This is a genomic window from Actinomadura sp. 3N508 (genome assembly GCF_044326375.1).
Taxonomy (GTDB): domain Bacteria; phylum Actinomycetota; class Actinomycetes; order Streptosporangiales; family Streptosporangiaceae; genus Spirillospora.
In genome coordinates this window covers 626379-651452 of record NZ_JBIRAX010000003.1, presented here as the reverse complement: position 1 = coordinate 651452, position 25074 = coordinate 626379, and the positions used below count along the sequence as shown (strand labels likewise).

The 25074-nt window shown below is 74.0% G+C and carries 22 protein-coding genes; 19 read left to right on the top strand and 3 right to left on the bottom strand.

Features of this window, described 5'->3' with window-relative positions; translation table 11 throughout:
* Positions 1-47 precede the first annotated feature (47 nt).
* From ACH34S_RS14330 to cutA, 4 genes are read left to right on the top strand one after another with little or no spacing between them, the layout of a single operon-like run.
* On the top strand, positions 48-1478 hold the full coding sequence (locus ACH34S_RS14330; protein ID WP_395953061.1) for a uracil-xanthine permease family protein: 1431 nt from the start codon (positions 48-50) through the stop codon (positions 1476-1478).
* Entirely contained in the window at positions 1475-2338 is an 864-nt protein-coding gene (locus ACH34S_RS14325; RefSeq protein WP_395953060.1) for an FAD binding domain-containing protein, read from the top strand. Before ACH34S_RS14330 ends, ACH34S_RS14325 begins: the two co-directional genes overlap by 4 nt.
* Complete coding sequence (locus tag ACH34S_RS14320; protein WP_395953059.1) at positions 2338-2838, top strand: (2Fe-2S)-binding protein; 501 nt, start codon at positions 2338-2340, stop codon at positions 2836-2838. Before ACH34S_RS14325 ends, ACH34S_RS14320 begins: the two co-directional genes overlap by 1 nt.
* Positions 2839-5253: an aerobic carbon-monoxide dehydrogenase large subunit gene (gene cutA / locus ACH34S_RS14315; RefSeq protein ID WP_395953058.1), complete on the top strand. Its 2415-nt coding sequence runs from the start codon at positions 2839-2841 to the stop codon at positions 5251-5253.
* A gap of 114 nt (positions 5254-5367) precedes the next feature.
* Here cutA and ACH34S_RS14310 read toward each other — a convergent pair whose 3' ends face one another.
* On the bottom strand, positions 5368-6216 hold the full coding sequence (locus ACH34S_RS14310; protein ID WP_395953057.1) for a polysaccharide deacetylase family protein: 849 nt from the start codon (positions 6214-6216) through the stop codon (positions 5368-5370).
* Between the two features lie 204 nt (positions 6217-6420).
* Here ACH34S_RS14310 and ACH34S_RS14305 point away from each other — a divergent pair, with 204 nt between their 5' ends.
* The gene (locus ACH34S_RS14305; protein ID WP_395953056.1) at positions 6421-7056 is read left to right on the top strand and encodes a carbon monoxide dehydrogenase subunit G; all 636 of its coding nucleotides are present in this window, start codon (positions 6421-6423) and stop codon (positions 7054-7056) included.
* A 13-nt stretch (positions 7057-7069) separates the two neighbouring features.
* Here the strand turns inward: ACH34S_RS14305 and ACH34S_RS14300 are convergent, their stop codons facing one another.
* Positions 7070-7444 carry an FKBP-type peptidyl-prolyl cis-trans isomerase gene (locus ACH34S_RS14300; protein WP_395953055.1) on the bottom strand — a complete coding sequence of 125 codons (375 nt, stop codon included), beginning with the start codon at positions 7442-7444 and terminating at the stop codon, positions 7070-7072.
* A gap of 134 nt (positions 7445-7578) precedes the next feature.
* On the opposite strand from ACH34S_RS14300, the gene ACH34S_RS14295 reads away from it, so the two are divergent.
* Both ACH34S_RS14295 and ACH34S_RS14290 read left to right on the top strand, forming a co-directional pair.
* On the top strand, positions 7579-9627 hold the full coding sequence (locus ACH34S_RS14295) for a hydantoinase/oxoprolinase family protein (RefSeq protein WP_395953054.1): 2049 nt from the start codon (positions 7579-7581) through the stop codon (positions 9625-9627).
* Positions 9624-11441: a hydantoinase B/oxoprolinase family protein gene (locus ACH34S_RS14290; RefSeq protein ID WP_395953053.1), complete on the top strand. Its 1818-nt coding sequence runs from the start codon at positions 9624-9626 to the stop codon at positions 11439-11441. Before ACH34S_RS14295 ends, ACH34S_RS14290 begins: the two co-directional genes overlap by 4 nt.
* Here the strand turns inward: ACH34S_RS14290 and ACH34S_RS14285 are convergent.
* The gene (locus tag ACH34S_RS14285; RefSeq protein ID WP_395953052.1) at positions 11387-12025 is read right to left on the bottom strand and encodes a uridine kinase; all 639 of its coding nucleotides are present in this window, start codon (positions 12023-12025) and stop codon (positions 11387-11389) included. The two genes, ACH34S_RS14290 and ACH34S_RS14285, sit on opposite strands and share 55 nt — an antisense overlap.
* Positions 12026-12066: 41 nt before the next feature.
* Between ACH34S_RS14285 and ACH34S_RS14280 the strand changes: the two genes are divergently transcribed.
* The 12 genes from ACH34S_RS14280 (at position 12067) to glyS (ending at position 25049) form a co-directional block, all read left to right on the top strand.
* A complete protein-coding gene (locus ACH34S_RS14280; RefSeq protein ID WP_395953051.1) occupies positions 12067-13467 on the top strand; it encodes an acyl-CoA synthetase in 1401 nt (466 codons plus the stop codon).
* Between the two features lie 109 nt (positions 13468-13576).
* Positions 13577-14515: an ABC transporter ATP-binding protein gene (locus ACH34S_RS14275; RefSeq protein WP_395953050.1), complete on the top strand. Its 939-nt coding sequence runs from the start codon at positions 13577-13579 to the stop codon at positions 14513-14515.
* Complete coding sequence (locus ACH34S_RS14270; protein ID WP_395953048.1) at positions 14512-15336, top strand: ABC transporter permease; 825 nt, start codon at positions 14512-14514, stop codon at positions 15334-15336. The genes ACH34S_RS14275 and ACH34S_RS14270 overlap by 4 nt, the downstream gene beginning before the upstream one ends.
* A gap of 47 nt (positions 15337-15383) precedes the next feature.
* A complete protein-coding gene (locus ACH34S_RS14265; RefSeq protein WP_395953047.1) occupies positions 15384-16622 on the top strand; it encodes a sensor histidine kinase in 1239 nt (412 codons plus the stop codon).
* A complete protein-coding gene (locus tag ACH34S_RS14260) occupies positions 16619-17224 on the top strand; it encodes a DNA-binding response regulator (protein ID WP_395953046.1) in 606 nt (201 codons plus the stop codon). Before ACH34S_RS14265 ends, ACH34S_RS14260 begins: the two co-directional genes overlap by 4 nt.
* 21 nt (positions 17225-17245) lie before the next feature.
* Complete coding sequence (locus ACH34S_RS14255) at positions 17246-18409, top strand: pyridoxal phosphate-dependent aminotransferase (RefSeq protein WP_395953045.1); 1164 nt, start codon at positions 17246-17248, stop codon at positions 18407-18409.
* 84 nt (positions 18410-18493) lie between these two features.
* Entirely contained in the window at positions 18494-19459 is a 966-nt protein-coding gene (locus tag ACH34S_RS14250) for a carbamate kinase (protein WP_395953044.1), read from the top strand.
* Positions 19460-19500: 41 nt separating this feature from the next.
* Positions 19501-20607: a ring-opening amidohydrolase gene (locus tag ACH34S_RS14245; RefSeq protein WP_395953043.1), complete on the top strand. Its 1107-nt coding sequence runs from the start codon at positions 19501-19503 to the stop codon at positions 20605-20607.
* Between the two features lie 68 nt (positions 20608-20675).
* A complete protein-coding gene (locus ACH34S_RS14240; protein ID WP_395953042.1) occupies positions 20676-21374 on the top strand; it encodes an SseB family protein in 699 nt (232 codons plus the stop codon).
* 43 nt (positions 21375-21417) lie between these two features.
* Positions 21418-22179 carry a phytanoyl-CoA dioxygenase family protein gene (locus tag ACH34S_RS14235; protein ID WP_395953040.1) on the top strand — a complete coding sequence of 254 codons (762 nt, stop codon included), beginning with the start codon at positions 21418-21420 and terminating at the stop codon, positions 22177-22179.
* 48 nt (positions 22180-22227) lie between these two features.
* Positions 22228-22494 carry a glycine--tRNA ligase subunit alpha gene (locus ACH34S_RS14230; protein WP_395953335.1) on the top strand — a complete coding sequence of 89 codons (267 nt, stop codon included), beginning with the start codon at positions 22228-22230 and terminating at the stop codon, positions 22492-22494.
* Positions 22491-25049, top strand: a complete 2559-nt coding sequence (gene glyS / locus ACH34S_RS14225; protein ID WP_395953039.1) for a glycine--tRNA ligase subunit beta — start codon at positions 22491-22493, stop codon at positions 25047-25049. Before ACH34S_RS14230 ends, glyS begins: the two co-directional genes overlap by 4 nt.
* Positions 25050-25074: the final 25 nt, after the last annotated feature.

Sequence of the window (25074 nt, the reverse complement as noted above, 5' to 3'; positions counted from 1 at the left end):
CTACCGTGCCCGCAGGAAAGCGGACGGTTGAGCGGGAGGGGCCATCCATGGTGTTCGGCTGGAAGCTGCACGGGGACGGGCGCACCCCGCCGCCCGGCGAGGTCGTCAGGCCGGACGAGCGGCTGTCGTGGCCGCGCACCGCCGGCATCGGCGCGCAGCACGTGGTGGCGATGTTCGGGGCGACGTTCGTGTTCCCCGTCGTGATGGGCCTGGACCCGAACCTGGCGATCATGATGTCCGGGGTCGCGACGGTCCTGTTCCTGCTGATCGTCGGCGGCCGGGTGCCGAGCTATCTCGGCACCAGCGCCTCGTTCGTCGGCGCGGTCGCGGCGATCCGCGCGGCGGGCGGCGACAGCGCGACGGTGACCGGCGCGATCCTCGTCGCGGGCGCGGTGCTCGCGGCGGTCGGCGTGCTGATCCACTTCGCCGGCGGCGACGTCATCCACCGGGTGTTCCCGCCGGTCGTGACGGGCGCCGTCGTGATGCTGATCGGGTTCAACCTGGCGCCGGTGGTCGCGAACGTCTACTGGCCGCAGGACCAGTGGGTCGCGCTCGCGACGCTGGCCTTCGCGGTGTTCTGCGCGGTGCTGCTGCGCGGGTTCTGGGCGCGGATCGCGGTGCTGCTGGCACTGGTGTTCGGGTTCCTGCTGTCGTGGCTTCTCGACAACACCGCCGGGAAGGTCACGTCGGTTCTCCCCGGCCAGAACCTGCTGGACGCGTCGGGCAAGCCGTGCACGGCCGAGGGCACGTACTGCGTCGCGACCGCGTTCCCGCACGACCGGATCGACTTCTCGAGCGTGGAGGCGGCCGACTGGTTCGGGTTCCCGAGCCTGCACGGCCCCGATTTCAAGACCTCCGCGATCCTGCTGGCGCTGCCCGCGGTCATCGCGCTGATCGCGGAGAACACCGGGCACGTCAAGGCCGTCGCCGCGATGACCGGTGACGACCTCGACCCCGTCCTCGGCCGCGCCATCACCGCCGACGGCGTCGGCACCGCGCTCGCCTCCGCGGTCGGCGGCTCCCCGACCACCACCTACGCCGAGAACATCGGCGTCATGGCCGCCACCCGGATCTACTCGACCGCCGCCTACTACGTCGCCGCGATCGTCGCGATCCTGTTCGGGCTGTGCCCCAAGTTCGGCGCGCTGGTCGCCGCGACGCCGGGCGGCGTCCTCGGCGGCATCACCGTCGTGCTGTACGGGATGATCGGGCTGCTCGGCGCGAAGATCTGGATCGAGAGCCGGGTGGACTTCGCCGATCCGGTGAACCTCGTCCCGGTCGCGGCCGGCCTCATTCTCGCCATCGGGAACGTGACACTGAACATCACCGACGACTTCCCGCTGCAGGGCATCGCGCTCGGGACGATCGCCGTGCTGGTCGGCTACCACGTCCTGAACGCGGTCCGCGGGCCGAGCGGGCAGGGCGGCGGCATCATCCCGCCCGCCGACGTCCCGCCCGGCGGCCGGGCGGCCGGATGAAGCCGCCGCCGTTCGGCTACCACGCCCCGCGCACCCTCGACGAGGCTCTGGACGCACTGGCCGCGGCGCCGTCCGGCAAGGTCCTCGCGGGCGGGCAGAGCCTCATCCCGCTGCTGAACATGCGGCTCGCCGCGCCGCCGGAGCTGGTCGACATCAACCGCGTCGCCGAGCTCGACACCCTGCACGCGGGGGACGGCGGCGTCCGGGTCGGCGCGCTCGCCCGGCACGCGCGGGTGGAGCGCTCGGCGGCGGCCGCGGGCGTCCAGCCGCTGCTCGGGCGGGCGCTGCGGCACGTCGCGCATCCCGTCATCCGCAACCGCGGCACGGTCGTCGGGAGCCTCGCGCACGCCGATCCCGCCGCCGAGCTGCCCGCCGTGCTGGCCGTGCTCGGCGGGACGGTCGAGACGGCGTCGGCGCGCGGGCGCCGCACCATCCCGGCCGCCGAGTTCTTCCGCGGGCCGATGGAGCCCGCGCTCGAACCCGGCGAGCTGGCCGTCTCCGCGTTCTTCCCGGCCGCGTCGCCCCGCACCGGGACCGCGTTCATGGAGACGTCGCGGCGGCACGGCGACTACGCGATCGCCGGGGTCGCCGCCGTCGTCACCCTGGACGAGGACCTGCGCCTCTCCGCCGCCCGCGCCGGATATCTCGGGATCGCCGCGACGCCGCTCGTCCTCGACCTGACCGGGGCCGCCGGGCTGCACGGCGACTGGCGGGCCGCCGCCGCGCACGTCCGCGAGCGGATCGACCCGGACACCGACATCCACGCCGGCGCCGCGTACCGGCGGCACCTGACCGGCGTGCTCACCGAGCGCGCGTTCAAGTCGGCGGCGGCCGAGGCGCTGCGAAGGGCGGGGGAGTGATGGAGGAGAGTTTCGAGGTCGCGCTGACCGTCAACGGGACGCACCGCACCGCCCGCGTCCCCGCGCGCCGCCTGCTGTCGGACCTGCTGCGGCACGATCTCGGGCTCACCGGCACGCACGTCGGCTGCGAGCACGGCGTCTGCGGCTGCTGCACCGTCCTGCTGGACGGGGAGCCGGTGCGGTCGTGCCTGATGCTCGCCGTCACCGCCGCGGGCCACGAGATCACCACCGTCGAGGGCCTCGCGGACGCGGACGGGACGCCCTCGCCCGTGCAGCGCGCGTTCCGCGAATGCCACGGCCTGCAATGCGGGTTCTGCACGCCCGGGTTCCTCTGCACGGTGACGGCGCTGCTGCGCGAGACGCCCCGCCCGACCGAGGACCAGGTCCTTGAGGGCATCTCCGGGAACCTGTGCCGCTGCACCGGCTACCAGAACATCGTCAAGTCGGTGCACCGCGCCGCCGACCTGCTCGCTCTGTCCGCCGACGAAGGGGAGGCGTAGATGGGGACGCGGGTGTTCGGCGAGCCGGTCCAGCGCCGCGAGGACGAGCGCCTCCTCACCGGCCGCGGCCGCTACCTCGACGACCTCGGACGGGACGCGCTCGCGGCGGCGTTCGTCCGCTCGCCGCACGCGCACGCCCGGATCGCCGACATCGACGTGTCCGGCGCCCTGGACGTCGACGGCCTCGTCGCCGTCTACACCTGGGAGGACCTGCCCGGCCGGGTCGGGGAGCCGCTGCCGCTGCTCATCCCGCATCCCGCGCTGACGCACGGCCGCACCGGATATCCGCTGGCGCGCGACGTCGTCCGGCACGTCGGGGAGCCCGTCGCGATGGTCGTCGCCCGCGACCGGTATCTCGCCGAAGACGCCGCCGAACGCATCCGCGTCGAGTACGAGACGCTCCCGCCCGTCGTCGGCATCGAGGCGGCGACGCGGGCCGAGCACCTCGTCCACGACGACGTGCCGGGGAACGTGGGGGCGGTGCTCGTCCAGGAGACCGGGGACGCCGCCGCCGCGATCGACGCCGCGCCGCACGTGCTGGAGTTCGGTCTCGCGATCGAGCGCAGCGCGTCCATGCCGCTGGAGGGACGCGGCGTCTACGCGCGCTGGGACGCCGACGACGGGTCGCTGCGCGTGTACTCGTCCACGCAGGCGTCGACCAGCGTGCGCGCCGCGATCGCCGCGCGGCTCGGGCTGCCGAACGGGAAGGTCGAGGTCGTCGCGCCGGACGTCGGCGGCGGGTTCGGCGTCAAGATCGTCCACCCGTGGCCGGAGGAGGTCCTCGTGCCGTGGGCGGCGCGGCTGCTGGACCGCGAGCTCAAGTGGACCGAGGACCGCCGCGAGCACTTCGTCTCCGCCGCGCACGAGCGCGGCCAGCTCCAGGACGTCCGGGTCGGGTTCGACGACGCGGGCCGCATCCTCGGCCTGGACGTGAAGATCCGGCACGACCACGGCGCCTACACCCCGTACGGGATCATCATCCCGATCGTCACGTCCACGCAGCTCCTCGGCCCGTACAAGATCGGCGCGTACCGGGCGGAGGTGACGAGCCTCTACACCAACACGCTGATCGTCACCCCGTACCGGGGCGCGGGACGCCCGCAGGGCGTGTTCTGCATGGAACGCACCATGGACCGCGTCGCCCGCCACCTCGGCCTCGACCGCGCCGACGTCCGCGCCGCCAACCTCATCCAGCCCGACGAGTTCCCTTACGACCAGGGCCTCATCTTCCAGGACGGCCGCCCGCTGATCTACGACTCGGGCGACTACCCGGAGCTGCTCCGCAAGGCGCGGGAGCTGATCGGCTGGGACGGCTTCGACGCCGAGCGCGCCGCCGCCAGGGCCCGCGGCCGCCGCCTCGGCATCGGCCTCGGGATCTACGTCGAGGGGACGGGCGTCGGCCCGTACGAGGGCGGCCACGTCGAGATCGACACGGCCGGGCGGGTGCACGTCTCGACCGGGCTGACCTCGCAGGGCCAGGGTCACGAGACCGTGTTCGCGCAGATCGCCGCCGCGGAGCTCGGCGTCCCGATCGGCGACGTGCACGTCACGACGGGCGACACCCGCCGGTTCGGGTACGCGGTCGGGACGTTCGCGTCCCGCGCCGCCGTGATGAGCGGCAACGCGATCGCGCTCGCCTGCCGGAAGGTCCGCGCGAAGGCGCTGCGGATCGCGGGCGAGGCCCTCGAAGCCGACCCGGCCGACCTGGAGATCACGGACGGCGTGGTGCACGTCAAGGGCGACCCGTCGGCGTCGGTGCCGCTGCGGACGGTCGCGGTCCTGTCGAACCCGCTGCGGTACGCGTTCGACGAGGAGGCCGCGGCGGCGACGCAGTTCGCGGTCGGCCGCCCCGTCACCGAGCCGCCGGTCGCGGCGGGGGACGAGCCGGGCCTGGAGGGCCGCGACTACTACTCGCCCATCCGGTCCACGTTCGCCGCGGGCGCGCACGCCGCGATCGTCGAGGTCGACCCGGACACGGCGGAGATCGCGATCCTGCGGTACGCGGTCGTCCACGACTGCGGGCGGCTCATCAACCCGATGGTGGTCGAGGGGCAGATCCACGGCGGCGTCGCGCAGGGCGTCGGCGGCGCGCTGTACGAGCGGATGGCCTACGACGAGTCGGGCCAGCTGCTCAACGCGTCGTTCATGGACTTCCTCATGCCGTACGCGACGGAGATCCCGCGCATCGAGACCGATCATCTGGAGACGCCGTCGCCGCTGAACCCGCTCGGCATCAAGGGCGCGGGGGAGGCGGGCGTCATCCCGGTGTCGGCGGTGATCGCGTCGGCGGTGGAGGACGCGGAGGGCGTCCGCGTGGACGCGATGCCGATCTCCCCGGACACCCTCTACGAGCTGCGCCGGCGGGCGGCGGACGACCCGGCGCTGATCGTCCGGGAGGAGGCCCGGAGTTTGTAGTGCTGGCGGGGTCGGCTCGGGTGCGGGGGACCTCAACCCCGCCAGCGTGTTGACCCTAGTCAACGGGGGTGCGGGCGCTCGGCGTAACCGGGATTCCTCCGGGAAGGTCGGCTTTCAGCCGCCCGCGGGCGCGGGCTTGTCGGGCGCGTTCCCGCCGAGCGACTTCGGCAGGTAGTTCTGGACGGCGGCGGGCCGGAACCCGGCCTGCTGGATCCAGCCGAGGATCGTCAGGAGGTCCTTGGCGAGCCCCTTGCGGTAGTGCATGAGGACGATGTCGCCGGGCTTGAAGCCCTTGCCGCCGTCGCCGCGCGCGAAGCCGTTGAACCCGACGCCCGGACCAGTGGTGCCGTTGTAGAACTCCGCCGACCACATCAGCACCGATTTGACGCCGCACTGCTTGGCGACCTGCAGGGTGGTCTCGTTGAAGCTGCCGAACGGCGGCCGGAAGATTTCGGGACGCCGCCCGTACTGCTTCTGGATCTGGTCGGAGGCGTCGCAGATCTGCTGCTTCTGCCTGTCGGCGGGGAGCGTCGCCATGTTGGGGTGGCTGACGGTGTGGTTCTCCATGACCGAGCCCGCGTTGCGCATGGCCCAGAAGTACTGCCCCTGGCCCTTGATGTAGGTGGAGGTCAGGAAGGTCATGATGGGAACCTTCCGCGTGCGGACGAGGTTCACGAACTCGGAGTCGTACTCGTAGCCGTCGTCGATGGTGAGGAAGACGACGCGCTCCTGCGTCTCGATGCTCTTGATGACCGGGGGCAGCCCATTCTGGGACGGCTGCGGCGGCGTCCACGAGCCGGGCTTGGGCGTCGCCCACTTCTGGTCGCCGAGGACGGCGGCGAGCTGCGTGCGCATCGACGGGCCCGAGTCGCCCGCCCGCGCCGTCAGGACGGGCCAGCCGCCCGCGGCCACGCCGACCACGCCGGCGGCCACCATCGCGATCACGGGGGTCGTACCTCGCATCGGCCGCGTACTCCGTTCGGTCTTTCGGCTGCTGGTTCGCATCGGTTGACGCGCCGGTGGCGAGGGGAGTTCGCACCCCGGCGGAACCTGCCGGACATATCTGACCATTTCCCACGATCGCGCGGGCGCATCTGCCCAATCCTCGGCGTGTACTCGGCAGATGTTGCCGTTCGGCGCGGCGGTGTCGTTCCCTAGAGTCAGGTCATGCAGCTCAACGGCACTGCCACCGTCGCCGCGCCGCTCGCCCGCGTGTGGGACGCGCTCCAGGATCCGGCCGTCCTGGCCCGGACGATCCCCGGATGCCGCTCCCTGGAGGAGACCGGCCCGGACACCTACCGCATGACCGTCACGGCGGGCGTCGCCTCGATCCAGGGCACCTACGAGGGGCGGGTCGAGCTCGCCGAGCCCGACCCGCCGCGCTCGTTCGTCCTGCGGGCGAGCGGCCAGGGCGCGCCCGGGACGGTGGACGCGACCGTCCGCGTCCGGCTCACCGGCGGCGACGGCTCGACCCGCATCGACTACGACGCGGACGCGGTCGTCGGCGGGATGGTCGGCGGCGTCGGCCAGCGGATGCTGGGCAGCGTCGCCAAGCGCACCGCGGGCGAGTTCTTCGCCGCCGTCGAACGCGACCTGACCGCGCCCCCGGCCGTGGCACCCGAGGCGCCGGCGGCGGGCCCGCGGGCCGGGACGGGCGCCGTCTACGCGGGACGCGCGGCGGCCGCCGGGCCGCCGCGCGATTCCGCCGTCTGGCCGATGGCCGTCGCGTTCGGCTCCGGCGGCCTCCTCGCCCTCGCCGGCGTGCTGCTCGGCTACCTCCTGGGCCGCCGCGCCCGCCGCTGAACGGGCGGGGGCGTCAGCTCACCGCGACGAGGTCGACGACGAAGATGAGCGTCTCGCCCGGCTTGATGGCCGGGCTCGGGCTGCGGTCGCCGTAGGCGAGGTGCGGCGGGATGACGAGCTTGCGGCGCCCGCCGACCTTCATCCCGGCGATGCCCATGTCCCAGCCCTTGATGACGCGGCCGGCGCCGAGCTCGAAGTCGAGCGTGCCTTCCCGGTTCCAGGACGCGTCGAACTCCTCGCCCGTCGACCACGACACGCCGACGTAGTGCATCGACACGGTGGAGCCCTTCGCGGCCTCCGGACCGTCGCCCTCGGTGATGTCGGTGATGTCGAGGTAGGCGGGCGGCTGTCCCTCGGGGAAGTCGATCTCGGGGCGTTCCAGGGCCATGAACGGGCTCCAGCGTCTGATGGGAATTGGGAAAGGCTCAGCCTAGCCGTACCGGGTCCTCACGAAAGGCGATCCCGCCCGTTGGCAGAATGCGACGGTTCCGCAGGTGGGCGGCGTCCGGTAGACCCGTGTCCATGAGGCGGTCGAGGCGGTTGCGGATCGGGATCGACACGGGCGGGACGTTCACCGACGTCGTCGCGCTGGACGAGGACGGCGGCGGGCTCGTCACCACGAAGACGCCCTCCACGCCCGCCGACCCGGCGGAGGGCTTCGCGGACGGCGTCGCGAAGGTCCTCGCCCTCCTCGGCGCGGAGCCCCCGGACGTGGCCGCTCTCTCGCACGGCACGACGGTCGCGACGAACCGCCTCCTCGAGGACCGGATCGACGACCTCGGCTTCATCACCACCGAGGGCTTCGCGTCGATCCTGGAGATCGCGCGGCAGAGCGTCCCGGACGGCTACGGCAACAGCTACTTCTGGGTGAAGCCGCCGCGGATCGTCCCGGCGCACCGGGTCCGGACGGTCGGCGGGCGGCTCGACCACACCGGCGCCGAGCTGCGCCCCTTCGACGAGGCGTCGGCGGTCGCGGCGGCCCGCTGGTTCCGCGACGCGGGGATCCTCGCGATCGGGGTGTGCTTCCTGCACTCCTACGCCGACCCGTCGCACGAGCTGGCGATGCGGGACGTGCTCGCCCGCGAGCACCCGGACGCGGTGGTGTCGCTGTCGTGCGAGGTGCTGCGGGAGTACCGCGAGTACGAACGGTCGGTGACGACGCTGGTCGACGCCGCCGTGAAGCCCGCGATGAACGGCTACCTCGCGCGGATCGCCGAGCGGGTCGCGTCGCGGCTGCTGGTGATGAAGAGCAACGGCGGCGTGCTGTCGGCGGACGAGGTCGCCCGGCAGCCGATCACGACCGTCCTGTCGGGCCCGGCCGCCGGGGCGCTGGGCGCCGCGTTCGTCGTGTCCCGTAGCGGGCACGGCTCGGTCGTGACGCTGGACGGGGGCGGGACGTCCACCGACGTCGCGGTCGTCCTGGACGGCGAGCCGACCCTCACCACCGAGGGTTCGATCGGCCGCCACCCCGTCAAGATCCCGATGATCGACATCGTGACGGTCGGGGCGGGCGGCGGGTCGGTCGCGTGGCGGTCGCCGGAGGGCGCGCTGAAGGTCGGGCCGCGCAGCGCGGGCGCCGACCCCGGCCCGCTCTGCTACGGGCGCGGCGGCACGGAGGTGACGGTGACCGACGCGCACGCCGTCCTCGGCCGCATCCCGCCGCACCTGCTCGGCGGCGAGGTGCCCCTGGACGTGGCCGCCGCCCGCGCGGGCCTCGAAACGCTCGCCGGCGGGCTGGGCCTGCCGGTGGAGAGGGCCGCCGCGGGCATCCTGGAGATCTCGGCGTGGAACCAGGCCAACGCGATCCGGCAGATCACCGTCAAGCGGGGCCTGGACGTCCGCGACTACCCGCTCGTCGCGTTCGGCGGGTCCGGCCCGCTGCTGGCCTGCCGCCTGCTGGACGTGCTCGGCCTGCCCGCCGCCGTGATCCCGGAGAACCCCGGCAACCTGTCGGCGTTCGGGCTGCTCACGGTGGACGTGAAGAACGACCACGTCCGGACGCGCGTCGTCCGCGACGCCGAGCTCGACCCGTCCCTCCTGGACGAGGTCTACGCCGACCTGGAGTCGGAGGCCGCGCAGGCGCTGGCCCGCGAAGGGTTCCCGGACGGCCGCCGCCGCTTCGCCCGCTCCGCCGACCTGCGCTACTACGGCCAGGCGTTCGAGGTGCGGGTGCCCGCGCCCGCCGGACGCCCCGGCGAGGAGTTCCGCGCCGAGGTCGTCCGCCGGTTCCACGACGCGCACGAGGCCCTCTACGGGTACTGCTACCGCGACGACCCGCGGCATCCCGTCGAGTGGGTCAACCTGCGCGTCTCCGGCATCGGCCCGATCGCCCGCCCGAGCCTCACCGAACGCCCGCCGGGAGACGGCGACCCCACGCGCGCGCAGACGGGCACCCGAACCGTCTACTTCGATGCCTGGCAGGAAGCGGCCGTCTACCGCCGCGAGAAACTCGCCCCCGGTGACACGATCGCGGGCCCGGCCGTCATCGAGGAGTTCGGCTCGACGCTCCCGCTGCACCCCGGCTTCACCGCGGAACTCGACGGCCACGGCAACCTGGTGGTGACCCGATGACGATCGACCCGATCCTGCTGGAGATCGTCGAAGGGACCCTCGCCTCGGTCGAGCGGGAGGTCGAGACCGCCATCGCCCGGACGGCCCGCTCCCCGATGATCCGCGACGCGCACGACTTCCGCGCCGGCATCCACGACCGCCGCCTCCGCAAGCTGACCGGGCGCTCCTACTCCGCGCTCGTCCAGCCGATCGCCCGCGACTTCCCGCCCGAGGAGATGCGTCCGGGCGACGTGTTCTTCCACAACGACGTGTACCTGTCGGAGGGCGGCATCGGGCATCTGCCGGACCTGTGCGTCACCGTCCCGGTGTTCCACGGCGGCGAGGTGGTCGCGTTCGTGCAGGCGTTCGGGCACCACGACGACATCGGCGGCGCCGTCCCGGGGTCGATGCCGAGCCATGCGCGCAGCGCGTTCGAGGAGGGCCTGATGGTCCCGCCGATCAAGCTGTGGGACCAGGGCGTCCCGAACCGGGCCGCGCTGACGATCATGACCCGCAACTCGCGGATGCCCGACTCGCTGGCCGGCGACCTGGACGCCGAATGCTCCGCCTGCCTGATGGGCGCCCGCCGCCTCGGCGAGCTGTTCGCCCGCTACGGCCGCGCCGACGTCGAGGCGTGCTTCGACGCAATCATCGACCGGACGACGGAGACGTTCCGCCGCGAGCTCCTCGCCAAGATCCCGGACGGCACGTTCGCCTGGGAGGACTACGCCGAGCACGACGGCGTCGACCCGCCGCGCCTGCACGCCCAGCGCATCACGCTGACGGTCGACAAGGCGGCGGACGTCCCGCTCGTCATCGACTTCACCGGGACGTCCCCGCAGGCCAAGGGGCCTATCAACCACGCGGGCGACTACTCCGACGGCGTGTTCCTGAAGAAGTGGCTGGCGCCCGTCCTGCGGAACCTGGCCGACACGCCTGAACGGGCCGCCGAGCTGGACGTCAACGAGGGCGTCGTGCCGCTCATCGAGATGCGGTTCCCGGAGAAGGGCACGCTGCTCACACCCGTGTTCCCGGCCCCGACGAACGCGCGCACGTTCGTCATCCTGCGGCTGCTCGGCGTCCTCGCGGGCGTCCTGGCGAAGGCGACCGGCGGGCGGATGCCCGCCGACCAGGAGACGATCCGCTACACCGGCGTCTACGGCGAGGACGACCGCGGCCCGTACCTGATGCGCGAGGTGCTCGGCGGCGGCTCCGGAGGCCGCTACTACGCGGATGGCGAGGACACCATCCACGTCGTGCCCGACTCCCGCAACATCCCCGCCGAGTTCGCCGAGGCCCGCTGGCCGTTCATCGTCGAGCGGCTCGGCCTCGCCGCCGACTCCGGCGGGCCGGGGGAGTACCGGGGCGGGCTCGGCTACGACAAGCACATCCGGATGCTCCGCGACGCGCACTACATGTCGATCGCCGACCGGTCGATCCTGTCGTGCTGGGGCGTCAACGGCGGCCGCGCGGGGCGTCCCTTCCGCGTGGACATCGACGGAGAGGAGATGGACGGCCTCGTCGACGACCATCCCGTCAAGGCCGGGCAGGTCATCCGCATCCGCACGACCGGGGGCGGCGGCTGGGGCGACCCCCTGGACCGCGACCCGTCCCGCGTGGCCGCCGACGTCCGCGACGGCAAGGTGTCGGTGGACGGAGCCCGCGACGACTACGGCGTGGTCCTGACCGAAGGCCTGGTCGACGAGAACGCCACCACGTCCCTGCGTGAGCGCCTGCGCGCCGAACGTGGACCCGCGCCGTTCTTCGACCGCGGGCCGGGCTATCCCGAACTGTCGGGCGGGCTGCCGTCCGCCGGCGTCGACTCCGCCGAGTAGGCCCGGAAGCGGTGGGACGTGAGCGTGGTGCCGTCCACGAGGAGGCCGGAACGGGCGCGGGTGCCGTCGGCGGTGAAGAACGCCGTCTCGCGGATGCTCCACGCGTCCCAGTCGCCGGCGTGCTCCGGCCCGTCGCGGTCGATGGCGCGGGCGCGGCGAAGGTCGTGCGGCGCGTCGATCCAGATGCGGAACGCGGCGGGCGACCCGGCCCACGCGGCCCCGACGCCCTCCACGATCAGCACCGGCCCGGCCGGAATCTGCTCCTCCGGCCCGTACAGGTCGCGGTGCCAGTCGTAGCGGCGCAGGACGGCGGGCCGCCCGTCGCGCAGCGGGTCGAGGACGGCCGCGCGAAGCGGTTCCCACCAGGTGAGCGGATCGGCGTCCCACGGCACGCGGAAATCGTCCGACCGCACCACCGGCGCGCCGACCAGAACCTCGGCCAGGTGATCGGCGAACGTCGACTTCCCGGCGCCGCTCGGCCCGTCGATCGCGACGAGGCGCGCCGGGCCGCACGACGGCGGCAGGACCAGCAGCCGGGCGGCGAGCGCGGGATAGGTCAGGGCGGCACCCTGCGGGAACGGCACGGACGGCATACTTCCAGGACGACACGGAGAGGGGCCACGGCATGGACCTGCTCGGCGCGACGGGCGGCCCGGTGCGGATCGCGGGACGCGGCCTGCCACGCGACGAGCTGTTCGGCTGGGCGTCGGCCGTGGCCGCCGAGATCCGGGGCGCGGACGCCGTCGCCGTCCACGCCACGGCCTCCCTGGAGACGGTCGCGGCGGTCGTCGGCGGGCTCCTCGCGGGCGTCCCGGTCGTGCCGGTGCCGCCCGACTCCGGCCCCGCCGAACGCGCCCACATCCTCGGCGACTCCGGCGCGAGCCTCCTCCTCGCCGCCCGCGACGCGGGCCCGCGTGCGGACGGCGAGCCGCCGTTCATCCCCGTCGACGCGCTCCCGCACGACGGGAACACCAAGACCGATCCGGGCCCCGGCGCGACCGCGCTGATCCTCTACACCAGCGGGACGACAGGCGCGCCGAAGGGCGTGCTGATCTCGCGCGGCGCCATCGCCGCCGGGCTGGACGCGCTCGCCGACGCCTGGGCGTGGACCCCGGACGACGTCCTCGTCCACGGGCTGCCGCTGTTCCACGTGCACGGGCTCGTCCTCGGCGTCCTCGGGGCGCTGCGGGTCGGCTCGCCGCTCGTGCACACGGGACGTCCGAAGCCCGCCGCCTACGCCGCCGCGGCCGCGAACGACGGCGGGAGCCTGTTCTTCGGCGTCCCGACCGTCTGGTCGCGGACGGCCGCCGACCCGCCCTCCGCGCAGGCGCTCCGCGGCGCGCGGCTCCTCGTCTCCGGCAGCGCGCCCCTCCCCGTGCCCGTCTTCGAGCGGCTCGCGCAGCTCACCGGGCACCGGCCGGTCGAGCGCTACGGCATGACCGAGACGCTGATCACGATCAGCGCCCGCGCCGACGGCGACCGGCGTCCCGGCTACGTCGGCACCCCGCTGACCGGCGTCGAGACCCGCCTCGCCGCCGAGGACGGCAAGCCCGTCCCGGCGGACGGCGAGACGCCCGGCGAGCTGCACGTCCGCGCCCCGCTGCTGTTCAAGGGCTACCTCAACCGCCCCGGCGCCACCGCCGAGTCGTTCACGGCGGACGGCTGGTTCCGCACCGGCGACATCGCCACCATCGGGCCGGACGGCTGGCACCGCATCGTCGGCCGCGCGTCCACCGACCTGATCAAGAGCGGCGGCTACCGGATCGGCGCGGGCGAGATCGAGAACGCGCTGCTCGCGCACCCGGGCGTGCGGGAGGCCGCCGTCGTCGGCACCCCGCACGACGACCTCGGCGAGCAGGTCACCGCCTACGTCGTCGCCGACGGCGTCACCGGACGGCAGCTGACCGACTTCGTCGCGGAGCGGCTGTCGGCCCACAAGCGGCCCCGCGTGGTGCACCTGGTCGAGTCGCTGCCGCGCAACGCCATGGGCAAGGTCGTCAAGACCCGCCTGGCGCCGCCCGCATGACACCCCCGGCCCGCATGACACCTGTCACGCCGATCGGCTGACAGGCGCCGCCGGAACCGGTGATACGCGCTTCTACCGGCGGACCCGCCCCGCTCGCGACGCTGGGGGCATGGATACGAGCACAGCCATCAGCGTCGACGGGCTCCGCCAGCGGTACGGGGACTTCGAGGCCGTCGCCGGGATCTCCTTCGAGGTCCGGGCCGGTGAGCTGTTCGCGCTCCTCGGCACGAACGGCGCCGGCAAGACCACGACCCTCGAAGCCCTGGAGGGGCACCGGCCCGTCCACGAGGGGACGGTCCGGGTCCTCGGCCGCGACCCGCACCGCGAGCGCCGCGCCGTCCGCCCCCGGATCGGGATCATGCTGCAGGAGGGCGGCTTCTTCGCCGACCTCACCGTCGCCGAGACCGTCGACCACTGGCGCGGCTTCACCCCCGCGCCCCGCGCCCGCGGTGAGGCCCTCGCCCTCGCGGGCCTCACCGACAAGGCCGGCGTCCGGGTGCGGCAGCTGTCCGGCGGCCAGAAACGCCGCCTCGACCTCGCGCTCGCGCTGCTCGGCCGCCCCGCCGTGCTGTTCCTGGACGAGCCCACCACCGGCATGGACCCCGAGGCCCGGCACACCACCTGGAAGATCGTCCGGGACGTCGTCGCGGACGGCACCACCGTCCTGCTGACCACCCACTACCTGGAGGAGGCCGAGCAGCTCGCCGACCGGCTCGCCATCCTGCACCGCGGCCGGATCGAGACGTCCGGCACGGTCGCCGACGTCGTCGCCGGCCAGGGCGACCGCATCACCTTCCGGATGCCCGAGCACCTCCGGGTCGCCGAACTCCCCGACCTGAGCGGCGCCCGCCCCGGCATCACCGTCGACGGCGGCCGCGCCGTCGCGACCTACACCGTCACCGGCCCCAGTCTCCAGGCGGGCCTGTACGACCTGCTGCGCTGGGCCGACGCGGAACGGATCCGCCTGGACGGCCTGGAGGCCCGCAGCGCCTCCCTCGAAGACGTCTTCCTCCGCACCGCCACCGCCGCCGAAGGAGCCGGCCGATGAACCTCACCGCGACCTCGCTTCCCGCCGTCTCCCTCCCCGCCATGCTCCGCGTCTCCCGCCTCGACCTCACCCTCCTGTGGCGCAACAAGACGTCCCTGGTCACCGTCTTCGGCCTGCCGGCGGTGTTCGCGGGGATGCTCGTCCCGATGAAGGGCATCGACATGGACGGCGTGGACGCCGCGCTCCTGCAGGGCACCGGCCACCTCGGCCTCTTCCTCGTCTTCGCCGTCCTGATGAACCTCGTCACCGTGTTCACCGCCCGCCGCGAGGACCTGACCCTCAAACGGCTCCGCGGCACCGCCCTGTCGGACGCGGAGATCACAGGCGGGAGCGTCCTCACCGCGATCGCGATGTACGCCGCCCAGGCGCTGGCGCTGCTCGTCGTGCTCGGCGCCGCCCTCGGCGGCCGGTTCCCCGCCGACCCGGTCCTCCTTCTGGCGGGCCTCGCGGGCGGCGTCGCCGTCTTCACGGCCCTGGCGTTCGCGCTCTCCGGCGTCAGCCCGAGCGCCGAGCTGGCACAGCTCATCGTCCTGCCGATCATGTTCGGCTGCATGCTCGGCGGCGGGGTCATGTTCCCGCTGGACGACCTGCCCGGCTGGGTCGCGCAGATCAGCCGGCTCACCCCGCTCAGCCCCGTCGTGGAGATCACCAGGACCGGGTACTTCGGGCAGGACTTCCACGACCACTCCGCGCACCCGTCCGTCGGGATCCTGGAGGGCTGGCGCGCATGCCTGCCGTCGTTCGCCGTCCTCGCGTTCTGGGTCGTGCTCGGCCGCGTGCTCGCCGCGCGCTGGTTCCGCTGGGAGCCCCGGCACGCCTGATGCGGGGTGCCGAACCGGTTACAGTGCGACACGAGGAGGAGACGGACATGACGGTCGCGACGACGGCGGACCTCGAGGCACGTGACACCCGCAGGCTGGAGCGCTACCAGCGGGTCACCTACCGCTCGTTCCAGTGCGCGGCCGTCGGCTTCGTCGCACCGAGCCTCGTCGGGGTGGGCATGGCCTACACCGACGGCCACATCGGCGTCCCCCTCGCCGTCCTGGTTCTCGCGGGCCTGGCCCTGCTCAGCTGGTACTACGCGCGGCTCGTCAGGACGGGCCTGGCGGACGGGGCGTCGCGCCGCGACATCGTGCTCAGCGGCACGCTGGCGGCCGCGCTGAGCGTGATGATCCTGACCGGCCCGCTGTTCAACGTGATACCCGTCTTCTGGGTGTCCGCGGTGGTGCTGTCACCGCTCAGCCGACGGCAGATGGCCGCCATGTGCGTCGCCGTCGCGGCGTTCTGTTCGGTCCTCACCACGGTCGCCGCGCACCGTCTCGCCCCGGACGGACCCGTCCCCTGGTACGGGCTCGTTCCGCTCATGTTCGGGATCTACGTCCTCGGATGCTTCGTCACCGTGTTCATCAACCGGTACCAGCGCCGCATGTGGGAGATGCACCGGGAGACCCACGCGGCCCGCGACGCCCTCGCCCGGCTCGCGGTCACCGAGGAGCGGCTCCGCTTCTCCCGCGACCTGCACGACCTCCTCGGCCACAGCCTCTCCCTCATCGCGGTGAAGAGCGAGCTGGCCATGCGGATGGCGAGCACCGATCCGGCCCGCGCGGGCGCCGAGATGGCCGACGTCCGCCGCACCGCGCGCGAGGCGCTGCGCGAGGTCCGCTCCGCCGTCAGCGGGTACCGGGCCGCCGAGCTGGACGCCGAGCTGGCCGGGGCCCGCGCCGTGCTGGAGGCCGCCGGGATCCGCTGCGACATCGGCGACCCGCCCGACCCGCTGCCGCCCGAGGTCCGCTCGGTGCTGGCCTGGGTCATCCGGGAGGGCGCCACCAACGTGATCAAGCACAGCGAGGCGCGGCGCTGCGCCGTCGCCCTCACCGCCTACGAGGGGTCCGTGGTGCTGGAGATGCGCAACGACGGCGTCCAGGGGGACGGCGACGGGAACGGCTCGGGCCTCACCGGGCTCGCCGAGCGCGTCGCCGTGCTCGGCGGCGAGATCTCCTCCGGCCGGCACGGCCGCGACGGCTTCCTGCTGCGCGCCGCCGTCCCGCTCCCGGCGCCCGCCGAGGACACCGCACCCGCTGAGCCGGTCGCCGGGAGGACGGCGTGATCCGCGTCCTGCTGGCCGACGACGAGCACCTCATCCGCGGCGCCGTCGCCGCGCTGCTCGGCCTGGAACCCGATCTGGAGGTCGTCGCCGAGGTCGGCCGCGGCGACGAGGTCGCGGCAGCGGTCGCCGAGCACGCCCCGGACGTCGCCGTCCTCGACATCGAGATGCCCGGCGTGGACGGCCTCACCGTCGCCGAACGGCTCACCGCGTCCGGCGCCCGCTGCGCGATCTGCATCCTGACCAGTTTCGGCCGCCCCGGCTACCTGCGCCGCGCGATGGCCGCCGGGGTCCGCGGCTTCGTCGCCAAGGACGCCCCCACCCAGGAACTCGCCGCCGCCATCCGCAGGATCCACGACGGCGGCCGCTACCTGGACGCCGAGCTCGCCGCCACCGCCATGGCCGCGGGCGACAACCCCCTCACCGACCGCGAACGCGAGATCCTCCGCCTCACCGGAACCGGCGCCGAGACGGCCCGCATCGCGTCCCAGCTGCACCTCTCCGAGGGCACCGTCCGCAACTACCTCTCCACCGCCATGACCAAGCTCGGCGCCCCCACCCGCGCCGCCGCCGCCCGCGCCGCACACGACATGGGCTGGATCTGACGGCCCGTTAGTCTGGTCGGCGTGAGCGAGCCTCTCGTAACGCGGATGCAGGAATTCGGCGAGACGATCTTCGCCGAGATGTCGGCACTCGCCGTCCGGACCGGCGCGATCAATCTCGGTCAGGGCTTCCCAGATGAGGAGGGCCCGAAGGCCGTCCTGGACACGGCCGTCGAGGCGATCCGGACCGGCGCGAACCAATACCCGCCGGGGCCGGGACTTCCCGAACTCCGCGAGGCGGTGTCCGCGCAGCGGCAGGCGCGGTACGGGTTGTCGTACGACCCGGCGACCGAGGTCTTCGTCACCGTGGGCGCCACCGAGGGCATCGCGGCCTCGGTGCTCGCGCTCGCCCAGCCCGGCGACGAGGTCATCGTCTTCGAGCCCTACTACGACTCCTACGCGGCCGTGATCGCGCTCGCGGGGGCCGTGCGCAGGCCCGTCACGCTGCGTCCCGTCGAGGGGCGTTTCACGTTCGACCCCGGCGAGCTGCGCGCCGCGGCCGGCCCCCGCACCCGGGCGATCCTGGTGAACTCGCCGCACAACCCGGCCGGGACCGTGTTCACCCGCGCCGAGCTGGAGACCATCGCGGGCGTCTGCCGCGAGCACGACCTCGTCGCGATCACCGACGAGGTGTACGAGTACCTGACGTTCGACGACGCCGAGCACATCCCCCTCGCCACCCTGGACGGCATGCGCGAGCGGACGGTGTCGGTGTCGTCCGCGGGCAAGTCGTTCTCCGTCACCGGCTGGAAGACCGGGTGGGTGACCGCGCCCGCGCGGTACGTCCGGGCCGTCCAGACGGTGAAGCAGTTCCTGACGTTCACCGCCAGCGCCCCCTACCAGCGGGCCGCCGCGTACGCGCTGGCCAACGAGCTCCCCTGGGTCGAGGAGCTGCGCAAGTCGCTGCAGGCCAAGCGCGACCGGCTCATCACCGGGCTGGAGGCCGCCGGGTTCAGTACCTACCGGCCGCAGGGCACCTACTTCGTCCAGGCCGACATCCGGCCGCTGGGCTTCACCGACGGCATGGCCCTGGCCCGCGCGCTGCCGGAGAAGGCGGGCGTCGTCGCGATCCCGACGCAGGTGTTCTACGACCACGCCGAGGCGGGCGCGCACTTCGTCCGCTTCGCGTTCTGCAAGAAGGACGAGGTCATCGACGAGGCCGTGGAACGCCTCGCCCGCCTCCGCTGATCGGCGCGGATTGCCGAAGACGCGGCGCCCGTTGGGCGGAATTCGCCCATGAGCGCGGCGTCCGGCGCGGCTAGCGTTCGGCCTGTGAGCTGGAACGGCACGGCCTCGCTCGACGGTGAGCGGGTCCTGATCGCGCTCGGCGGCAACGCCATGACCGCGCCGGACGGCAGCGCCGCGCCGGGCGCCCAGGCCGCGGCGATCGAGGCGGCGATGGGGCCGGTGGCGGACCTGGTCGCGGCGGGCGCGCGGGTCGCGCTCACGCACGGGAACGGGCCGCAGGTCGGCAATCTGCTGATCAAGAACCAGCTGGCGGCGGGCGTGGTGCCGCCGGTCCCGCTGGACTGGTGCGGCGCGCAGACCCAGGCCACCGTCGGCGTGATGATCATGAACGCGCTGGAGCGGGCGCTGGCCGGGCGGGGCGCGGGGCGGCCGGTGTCCACGGTGGTGACGCGGACGCTTGTGGACGCCTCCGACCCCGGCTTCGCGGCCCCCGCCAAGCCGATCGGCCGCTACTTCCCGGAGGCGGACGCGCGGCGGGCCATGGCGCGCGGCGAGGTGTGGCGGCCGTTCGGGGAGCGCGGCTGGCGGCGCGTCGTCGCCTCGCCGGAGCCGCTGGAGATCCTGGACGCCGACGCGGCGGTCGCGCTGCTGGACGCCGGGCACGTCGTCGTCGCGGCGGGCGGCGGGGGAGTGCCCGTGGCCCGCGTGGACGGGACGCTCCGCGGCGTCGAGGCCGTCGTCGACAAGGACCTCGCGGCGCAGCTCCTGGCCCGGCGGCTCGGCGCGTCCACCCTGGTCATCGCCACCGACGTGGAGTACGCGATGGCCGGGTTCGGGACGCCGCACGCCCGCCCGCTGCGCCGCACGACCCCCGCCGAGCTGGCGGAGCTGGCCGCCGCCGGGCACTTCGCCGGCGGCAGCATGGGCCCGAAGGTGGAGGCGGTGCGGCGGTTCGTCGCGGCCGGCGGGCGGCGGCGCGCGGCGATCGCGTCGCTCGCCCGGCTCGGCGCCGCCGTGCGCGGCGAGGCCGGGACGATCATCGAGGCGTGACCCGGGGTAGAGAGCGAACAGAGCAGCTGAGGAGCGATGACGTGCCCGATCCGATCGAAGTCCGCAAGATCCCCATCGAGAGCGTGACCGACGCGTCCGGGCTGGCCCGGCTGATCGACGACGGTGTCCTGGACGCCGACCGGGTCCTCGCCGTCGTCGGCAAGACCGAGGGCAACGGCGGCGTGAACGACTACACCCGCCTGCTCGCCGACCGCGCGTTCCGCGAGGTCCTGATCGCGAGGGGCACCCGCCCGGCGGACGAGGTCGGGCGCGTCCCGCTGGTGTGGTCGGGCGGCACCGACGGCGTCCTCAGCCCGCACGCCACCGTGTTCGCCACCGTCGACCCCGCGACCGCGCCGAAGTCGGACGAGCCGCGGCTGTCGGTCGGCGTCGCGATGAGCGAGATCATCCGGCCCGAGGACATCGGCCGTCCCGCGATGGTGGAGACCGTCGCCGCCGGCGTCCGGCAGGCGATGAAGATCGCCGGGATCGACGACCCGGCCGACGTGCACTACGTCCAGACGAAGACACCCCTGCTCACCCTCGACACGATCAACGACGCCAAGGCGCGCGGCCACGACGTCGTCACCGAGGACACCCTCAAGTCGATGGACATCTCCAACTCCACCACCGCGCTCGGCATCGCCGTCGCGCTCGGCGAGATCGAGCCGCCGTCCGCCGCGCAGATCCACAAGGACCTGTCGCTGTACTCGTCGGTCGCGTCGTGCTCGTCGGGCGTGGAGCTGGACCGGGCGCAGATCGTCGTGGTCGGCAACGTGCGCGGCATCGGCGGCCGGTACCGCGCAGGGCACGGCGTGATGAGGGACGCCCTCGACGCCGACGGCATCTGGGACGCCATCGCCTCCGCCGGCCTCGACCTGCCCGACCGGCCCCGAACGTCCGACCTCGGGGACCGGCTCGTCAACGTGTTCATCAAGTGCGAGGCCGACCCGTCCGGCTCGGTCCGGGGCCGCCGCAACATCATGCTGGACGACTCCGACGTCCACTGGCACCGGCAGATCAAGGCGTGCGTCGGCGGCGTCGCGGCGTCCGTGACCGGCGATCCCGCGGTGTTCGTGTCGGTCGCGGCCGTGCATCAGGGGCCGTCCGGCGGCGGCACCGTCGCCGCGATCGCCGACCTCGGGTGACGGGATCGGAACGGAGAGTGTCCGAATAACCACACACAGCGGTCGCCGGAGGATATAGCCTTCCTGCCGTGTCCGGACTGACCATTCCCGAACCGCAGTTCCCGGAGGACGACGGCAGCGCCGACCCGCGGCTCTGCGAGGCCCTCGCCGGGTACGCCGCCGGCCGCGTCGGCGCGCACGTGGTGCTCCGCAGGCTGCAGGGCGTGCGGCTGCTCGTGCCGATCGTCGCCGTCCTCACCGAAGAGGAAGACGTGCAGGCCGGCGAGCTGCGCCGGGAGAAGTCGAGCGACATGGCGCTGCCGACGCTGATCGGCGACGACGGCCGGCGCGGCGTGCTCGGCTTCACCTGCACCGAGACGATGAAGGCGTGGCGCGACGACGCCCGCCCGGTCGCGGTCCGCGCGGGCGACGCCTGCCGCGCCACCCTGGACGAGGGCGCCGACGCCCTGGTCGTGGACGTGGCGGGCCCCGTCCCGTTCGCCGTGGACGGCCTGCGCCTGCACCTGCTCGCCGAGGGCCGCCCCGTCCCGCCCCCGCACGAAGACCCGGACGTCCTCGCCGCCATCGAGGCCGCGTTCGGCTCCGACCAGTCGGTCAGCGGCGTCCGCGTCACCGAGGGCGAGTCGACGGAGCTGGCCGTCCGGTTCGCGGTCGTCGAGGGCCACGACGAGCGCCGCACCGTGCAGCGCGTCTCCGACCGCCTCGCCGAGCTCCTGCGCGGCCACATCGTCGGCGGCGTCGAGCTGAGCGTCAGCCGCCGCGCCTGAAAATCGGTGGCGTCGCCGCCGCCGCGCTTGCCAGGCTGGGGCGGTGCCAGCCACCGACATCGACATCGACGCCTTCGCCGAGGACGGCTTCGTCCGCGTAGACGAGGCGTTCCCGCCGCGGCTCGCGGCGCGCTGCCGCGACATCCTCTGGCGCGACACCGGCTGCGACCCCGACGACCCCGCGACCTGGACGCGGCCGGTCGTCCGGCTCGGCGACTACGCCCAGGAGCCGTTCCGGGAGGCCGTGAACACGCCCCGCCTGCACGCGGCGTTCGACGCCGTCGTCGGGGAGGGCGCGTGGGAGCCGCGCGGCGGCCTCGGCACGTTCCCCGTCCGGTTCCCGAGCGACGAGCCGCCCGGCGACGACGGCTGGCACATCGACGCGAGCTTCCCCGGCGACGACCCGTCCGACTTCATGGCCTACCGGGTCAACCTCGCCTCGAAGGGCCGCGCGCTGCTGATGCTGTTCCTGTTCTCGGACGTGGGCGAGGACGACGCGCCCACCCGCGTCCGCGCCGGGTCGCACCTGGACGTCCCGCCGATCCTCGAACCGGCGGGCGAGGACGGCCTCGCCTTCATGGAGCTGGCGGAGCGGGCGGTGCCCGCCACCGAGCGGCGCCCCGTCCGGCTCGCGACCGGGCAGGCGGGGGACGTCTACCTGTGCCATCCGTTCCTGGTGCACGCCGCGCAGCCGCACCGCGGGACGCGGCCCCGGTTCATGGCGCAGCCGCCGCTCGTCCCGTCCGGCCCGCTCCCCGAGTCCTCCCCGGTACGGATCGCGATCGAGCGAGGTCGCGGGCGCTGAGCTTCTAGGCTTGCCGTCCCGCCGACCTTGGAGATCCCCGTGCCGACCATGCAGGACGCCCTGATCCGTCTCACCGGCTACTGGGCCGGGCACGGCTGCCTCATCGCGCAGCCGATGAACACCGAGGTCGGCGCGGGGACGCTCAACCCGTCCACCGCGCTGCGCGTCCTCGGCCCCGAGCCGTGGCGGGTCGCCTACGCCGAGCCGAGCGTCCGCCCCGACGACGTGTTCCGCCCCCGTGGCTTCGCCCCACCACCCCCCAGCGCTACGGCGACAACCCGAACCGGCTGCAGACCCACACCCAGTTCCAGGTGATCCTCAAGCCGGAGCCGGGCGACGCGCAGGACCTCTACCTCGGCAGCCTCGCCGCGCTCGGCGTCGACCTGCGCGCCCACGACGTCCGTTTCGTCGAGGACGACTGGGCGTCGCCCGCGCTCGGCGCGTGGGGGCTCGGCTGGGAGGTCTGGCTGGACGGCCTGGAGATCACCCAGTTCACCTACTTCCAGCAGTCCGGCGGGCTGACCCTCGACCCGGTGTCCGTCGAGATCACCTACGGGATGGAACGCATCCTGATGGCGCTCCAGGGCGTCTCCCACTTCAAGGACATCGAGTACGCGCCCGGCTTCTCCTACGGGGAGGCGTTCGGGCAGGCCGAGTACGAGATGAGCCGCTACTACCTCGACGACGCCGACATCGCGGCGAACCGGGAGCTGTTCGAGGCGTACGCGGCGGAGGCGCGGCGGATGCTGGACGCCCGCCTGCCCGTCCCCGCCCACTCCTGCGTGCTGAAGTGCTCGCATACGTTCAACGTGCTCGACGCGCGCGGCGCGATCGGCACGACCGAGCGGGCCCGCGCGTTCGCGCGGATGCGGGGCCTCGCCCACGAGGTCGCCGCGCTGTGGGTGGAGCGCCGCGCCGAACTCGGGCATCCGCTGGGCGACGCCGCGACCCGCCCGGCCCCCGCAGCGGCCCCGGCCGCGCCGCCGGAACTCGCGGCGCCGGGCACGCTCGCGCTGGAGATCGGGGTCGAGGAGCTGCCGCCGCACGAGGTCGCCCGGACGGCCGGCGACGTCGCGGCCCGCCTCCTCGCCGCGCTGGAGCGGACGGGCCTGGTCACCGATGCGTCCTCGCTCGACACGTGCGCGACGCCGCGCCGGATCATCGTGCTCGTCCGCGACCTGGAGCCCCGCGAGCCCGACACCGAGCAGGTCGTCAAGGGGCCGCGCCTGGCCGCCGCGTACGACGAGCACGGGCAGCCGACGCGGGCGCTGCTGGGGTTCGCCCGCGGCCAGGGCATCGAGGCGACGGACGTCCAGAAGGTCACCGTGGGGGGCGGGGAGTACGCCGGACGTGTCAAGAGGGTGACGGGACGTCCCGCGGCCGAGGTCCTGGCCGGGCTGCTCCCGGAGATCGTGGCGGGGCTGCGCGCCGGGAAGAACATGCGGTGGAACGCGCCGGGCCTGTCGTTCGCCCGCCCGATCCGCTGGCTGCTCGCGCTCCTGGACGCCCACGAGATCCCGTTCACCGTCTCCGGCCTCACGGCGGGCCGGGTCACGCACGCCCACCGCACGGCCGGCGAGCCGCGCATCGCGATCCAGGACGCGTCGTCGCTGGTCGCGACGCTGCGCGAACACGGGATCGAGCCGGTTCCGGCGCGCCGCCGATCCCGGATCATCGACGACGCCACCGCGCTCGCCCGCCGCCACGGCGGAGCCGTTGGCCTCGGCGCCGAGCACGGCCTCGTCGAAGAGATCGTCAACCTGGTCGAGGAGCCCGTCGCGATCCTGGGCTCGTTCGACGAGAAATACCTGGACCTGCCCGAAGAGATCCTCACCACGGTCATGCGGAAGCACCAGCGGTACCTGCCGGTGCGGACGTCCACGGGCCGTCTCCTTCCGCATTTCGTCACGGTCGCCAACGGCGAATGCGACCACGACGCCGTCCGGGCAGGGAACGAAGCCGTTCTCCGCGCGCGCTACGAGGACGCCTCGTTCTTCTTCCGGCAGGATCTCCGCAGCACGCCCGAGCAGCTCAAGGAGGGCCTCGACAGGCTCACGTTCGCCGAGCGCCTCGGCTCGATGGCGGACCGGTCGTCGCGCATCGCCGCGATCGCCGCCGAGCTGGCCGGCCGGCTCGACCTCACCGCCGACGAGCGGGCCGCACTCGGCCGCGCCGCCCGCCTCGCCAAGTTCGACCTGGCGTCCTCGCTGGTCATCGAGCTGTCGAGCCTCGCCGGGACGATGGCCCGCGAGTACGCGCGCCGCGCCGGGGAGGGCGAGCCCGTCGCCGAGGCCCTCTACGAGATGGAACTGCCCCGCTCGGCCGGGGACGCGCTCCCCGCCACGATCGCCGGGGCGCTGCTCGCCGTGGCCGACCGGTTCGACCTGCTCGCGGGCCTGTTCGCCGTCGGGTCCGCGCCGACCGGGAGTTCCGACCCGTTCGGCCTGCGGCGCGCCGCGCTCGCGCTGACCGCGATCCTGCGGGCCGTCCCGCGCCTCGCGCCCGTCACGGTCGGGGACGGCCTGGCCGTCGCCGCCCGTCAGCAGCCCGTCGGCGTCAAGCCCGAAGCGCTCGCGGAAGCGGAACGGTTCGCCGCTCGCCGCCTGGAGCAGAACCTCCTGGACGAGGGCCATCCCGTGCACGTCGTCCGGGCCGTCCTCCCGCACGCGGGCGCGCCCGCCCGCGCCGCGCAGGCGGCGGCCGACCTGGGCAGGCTGCTCCGCTCGTCCCGGTTCGGGCAGCTCACGACCGCGCTGCAGCGCGCGCTGCGCATCGTCCCGGACGGCACCGCCGCCGGTTACGATCCCGCGCTCTTCACCGAACCCGCCGAACGCGCCCTGGACGCCGCGTTCCGCGCCGTCCGGGCCTAACTTCCCGGCGACCCGTCACTGCCGG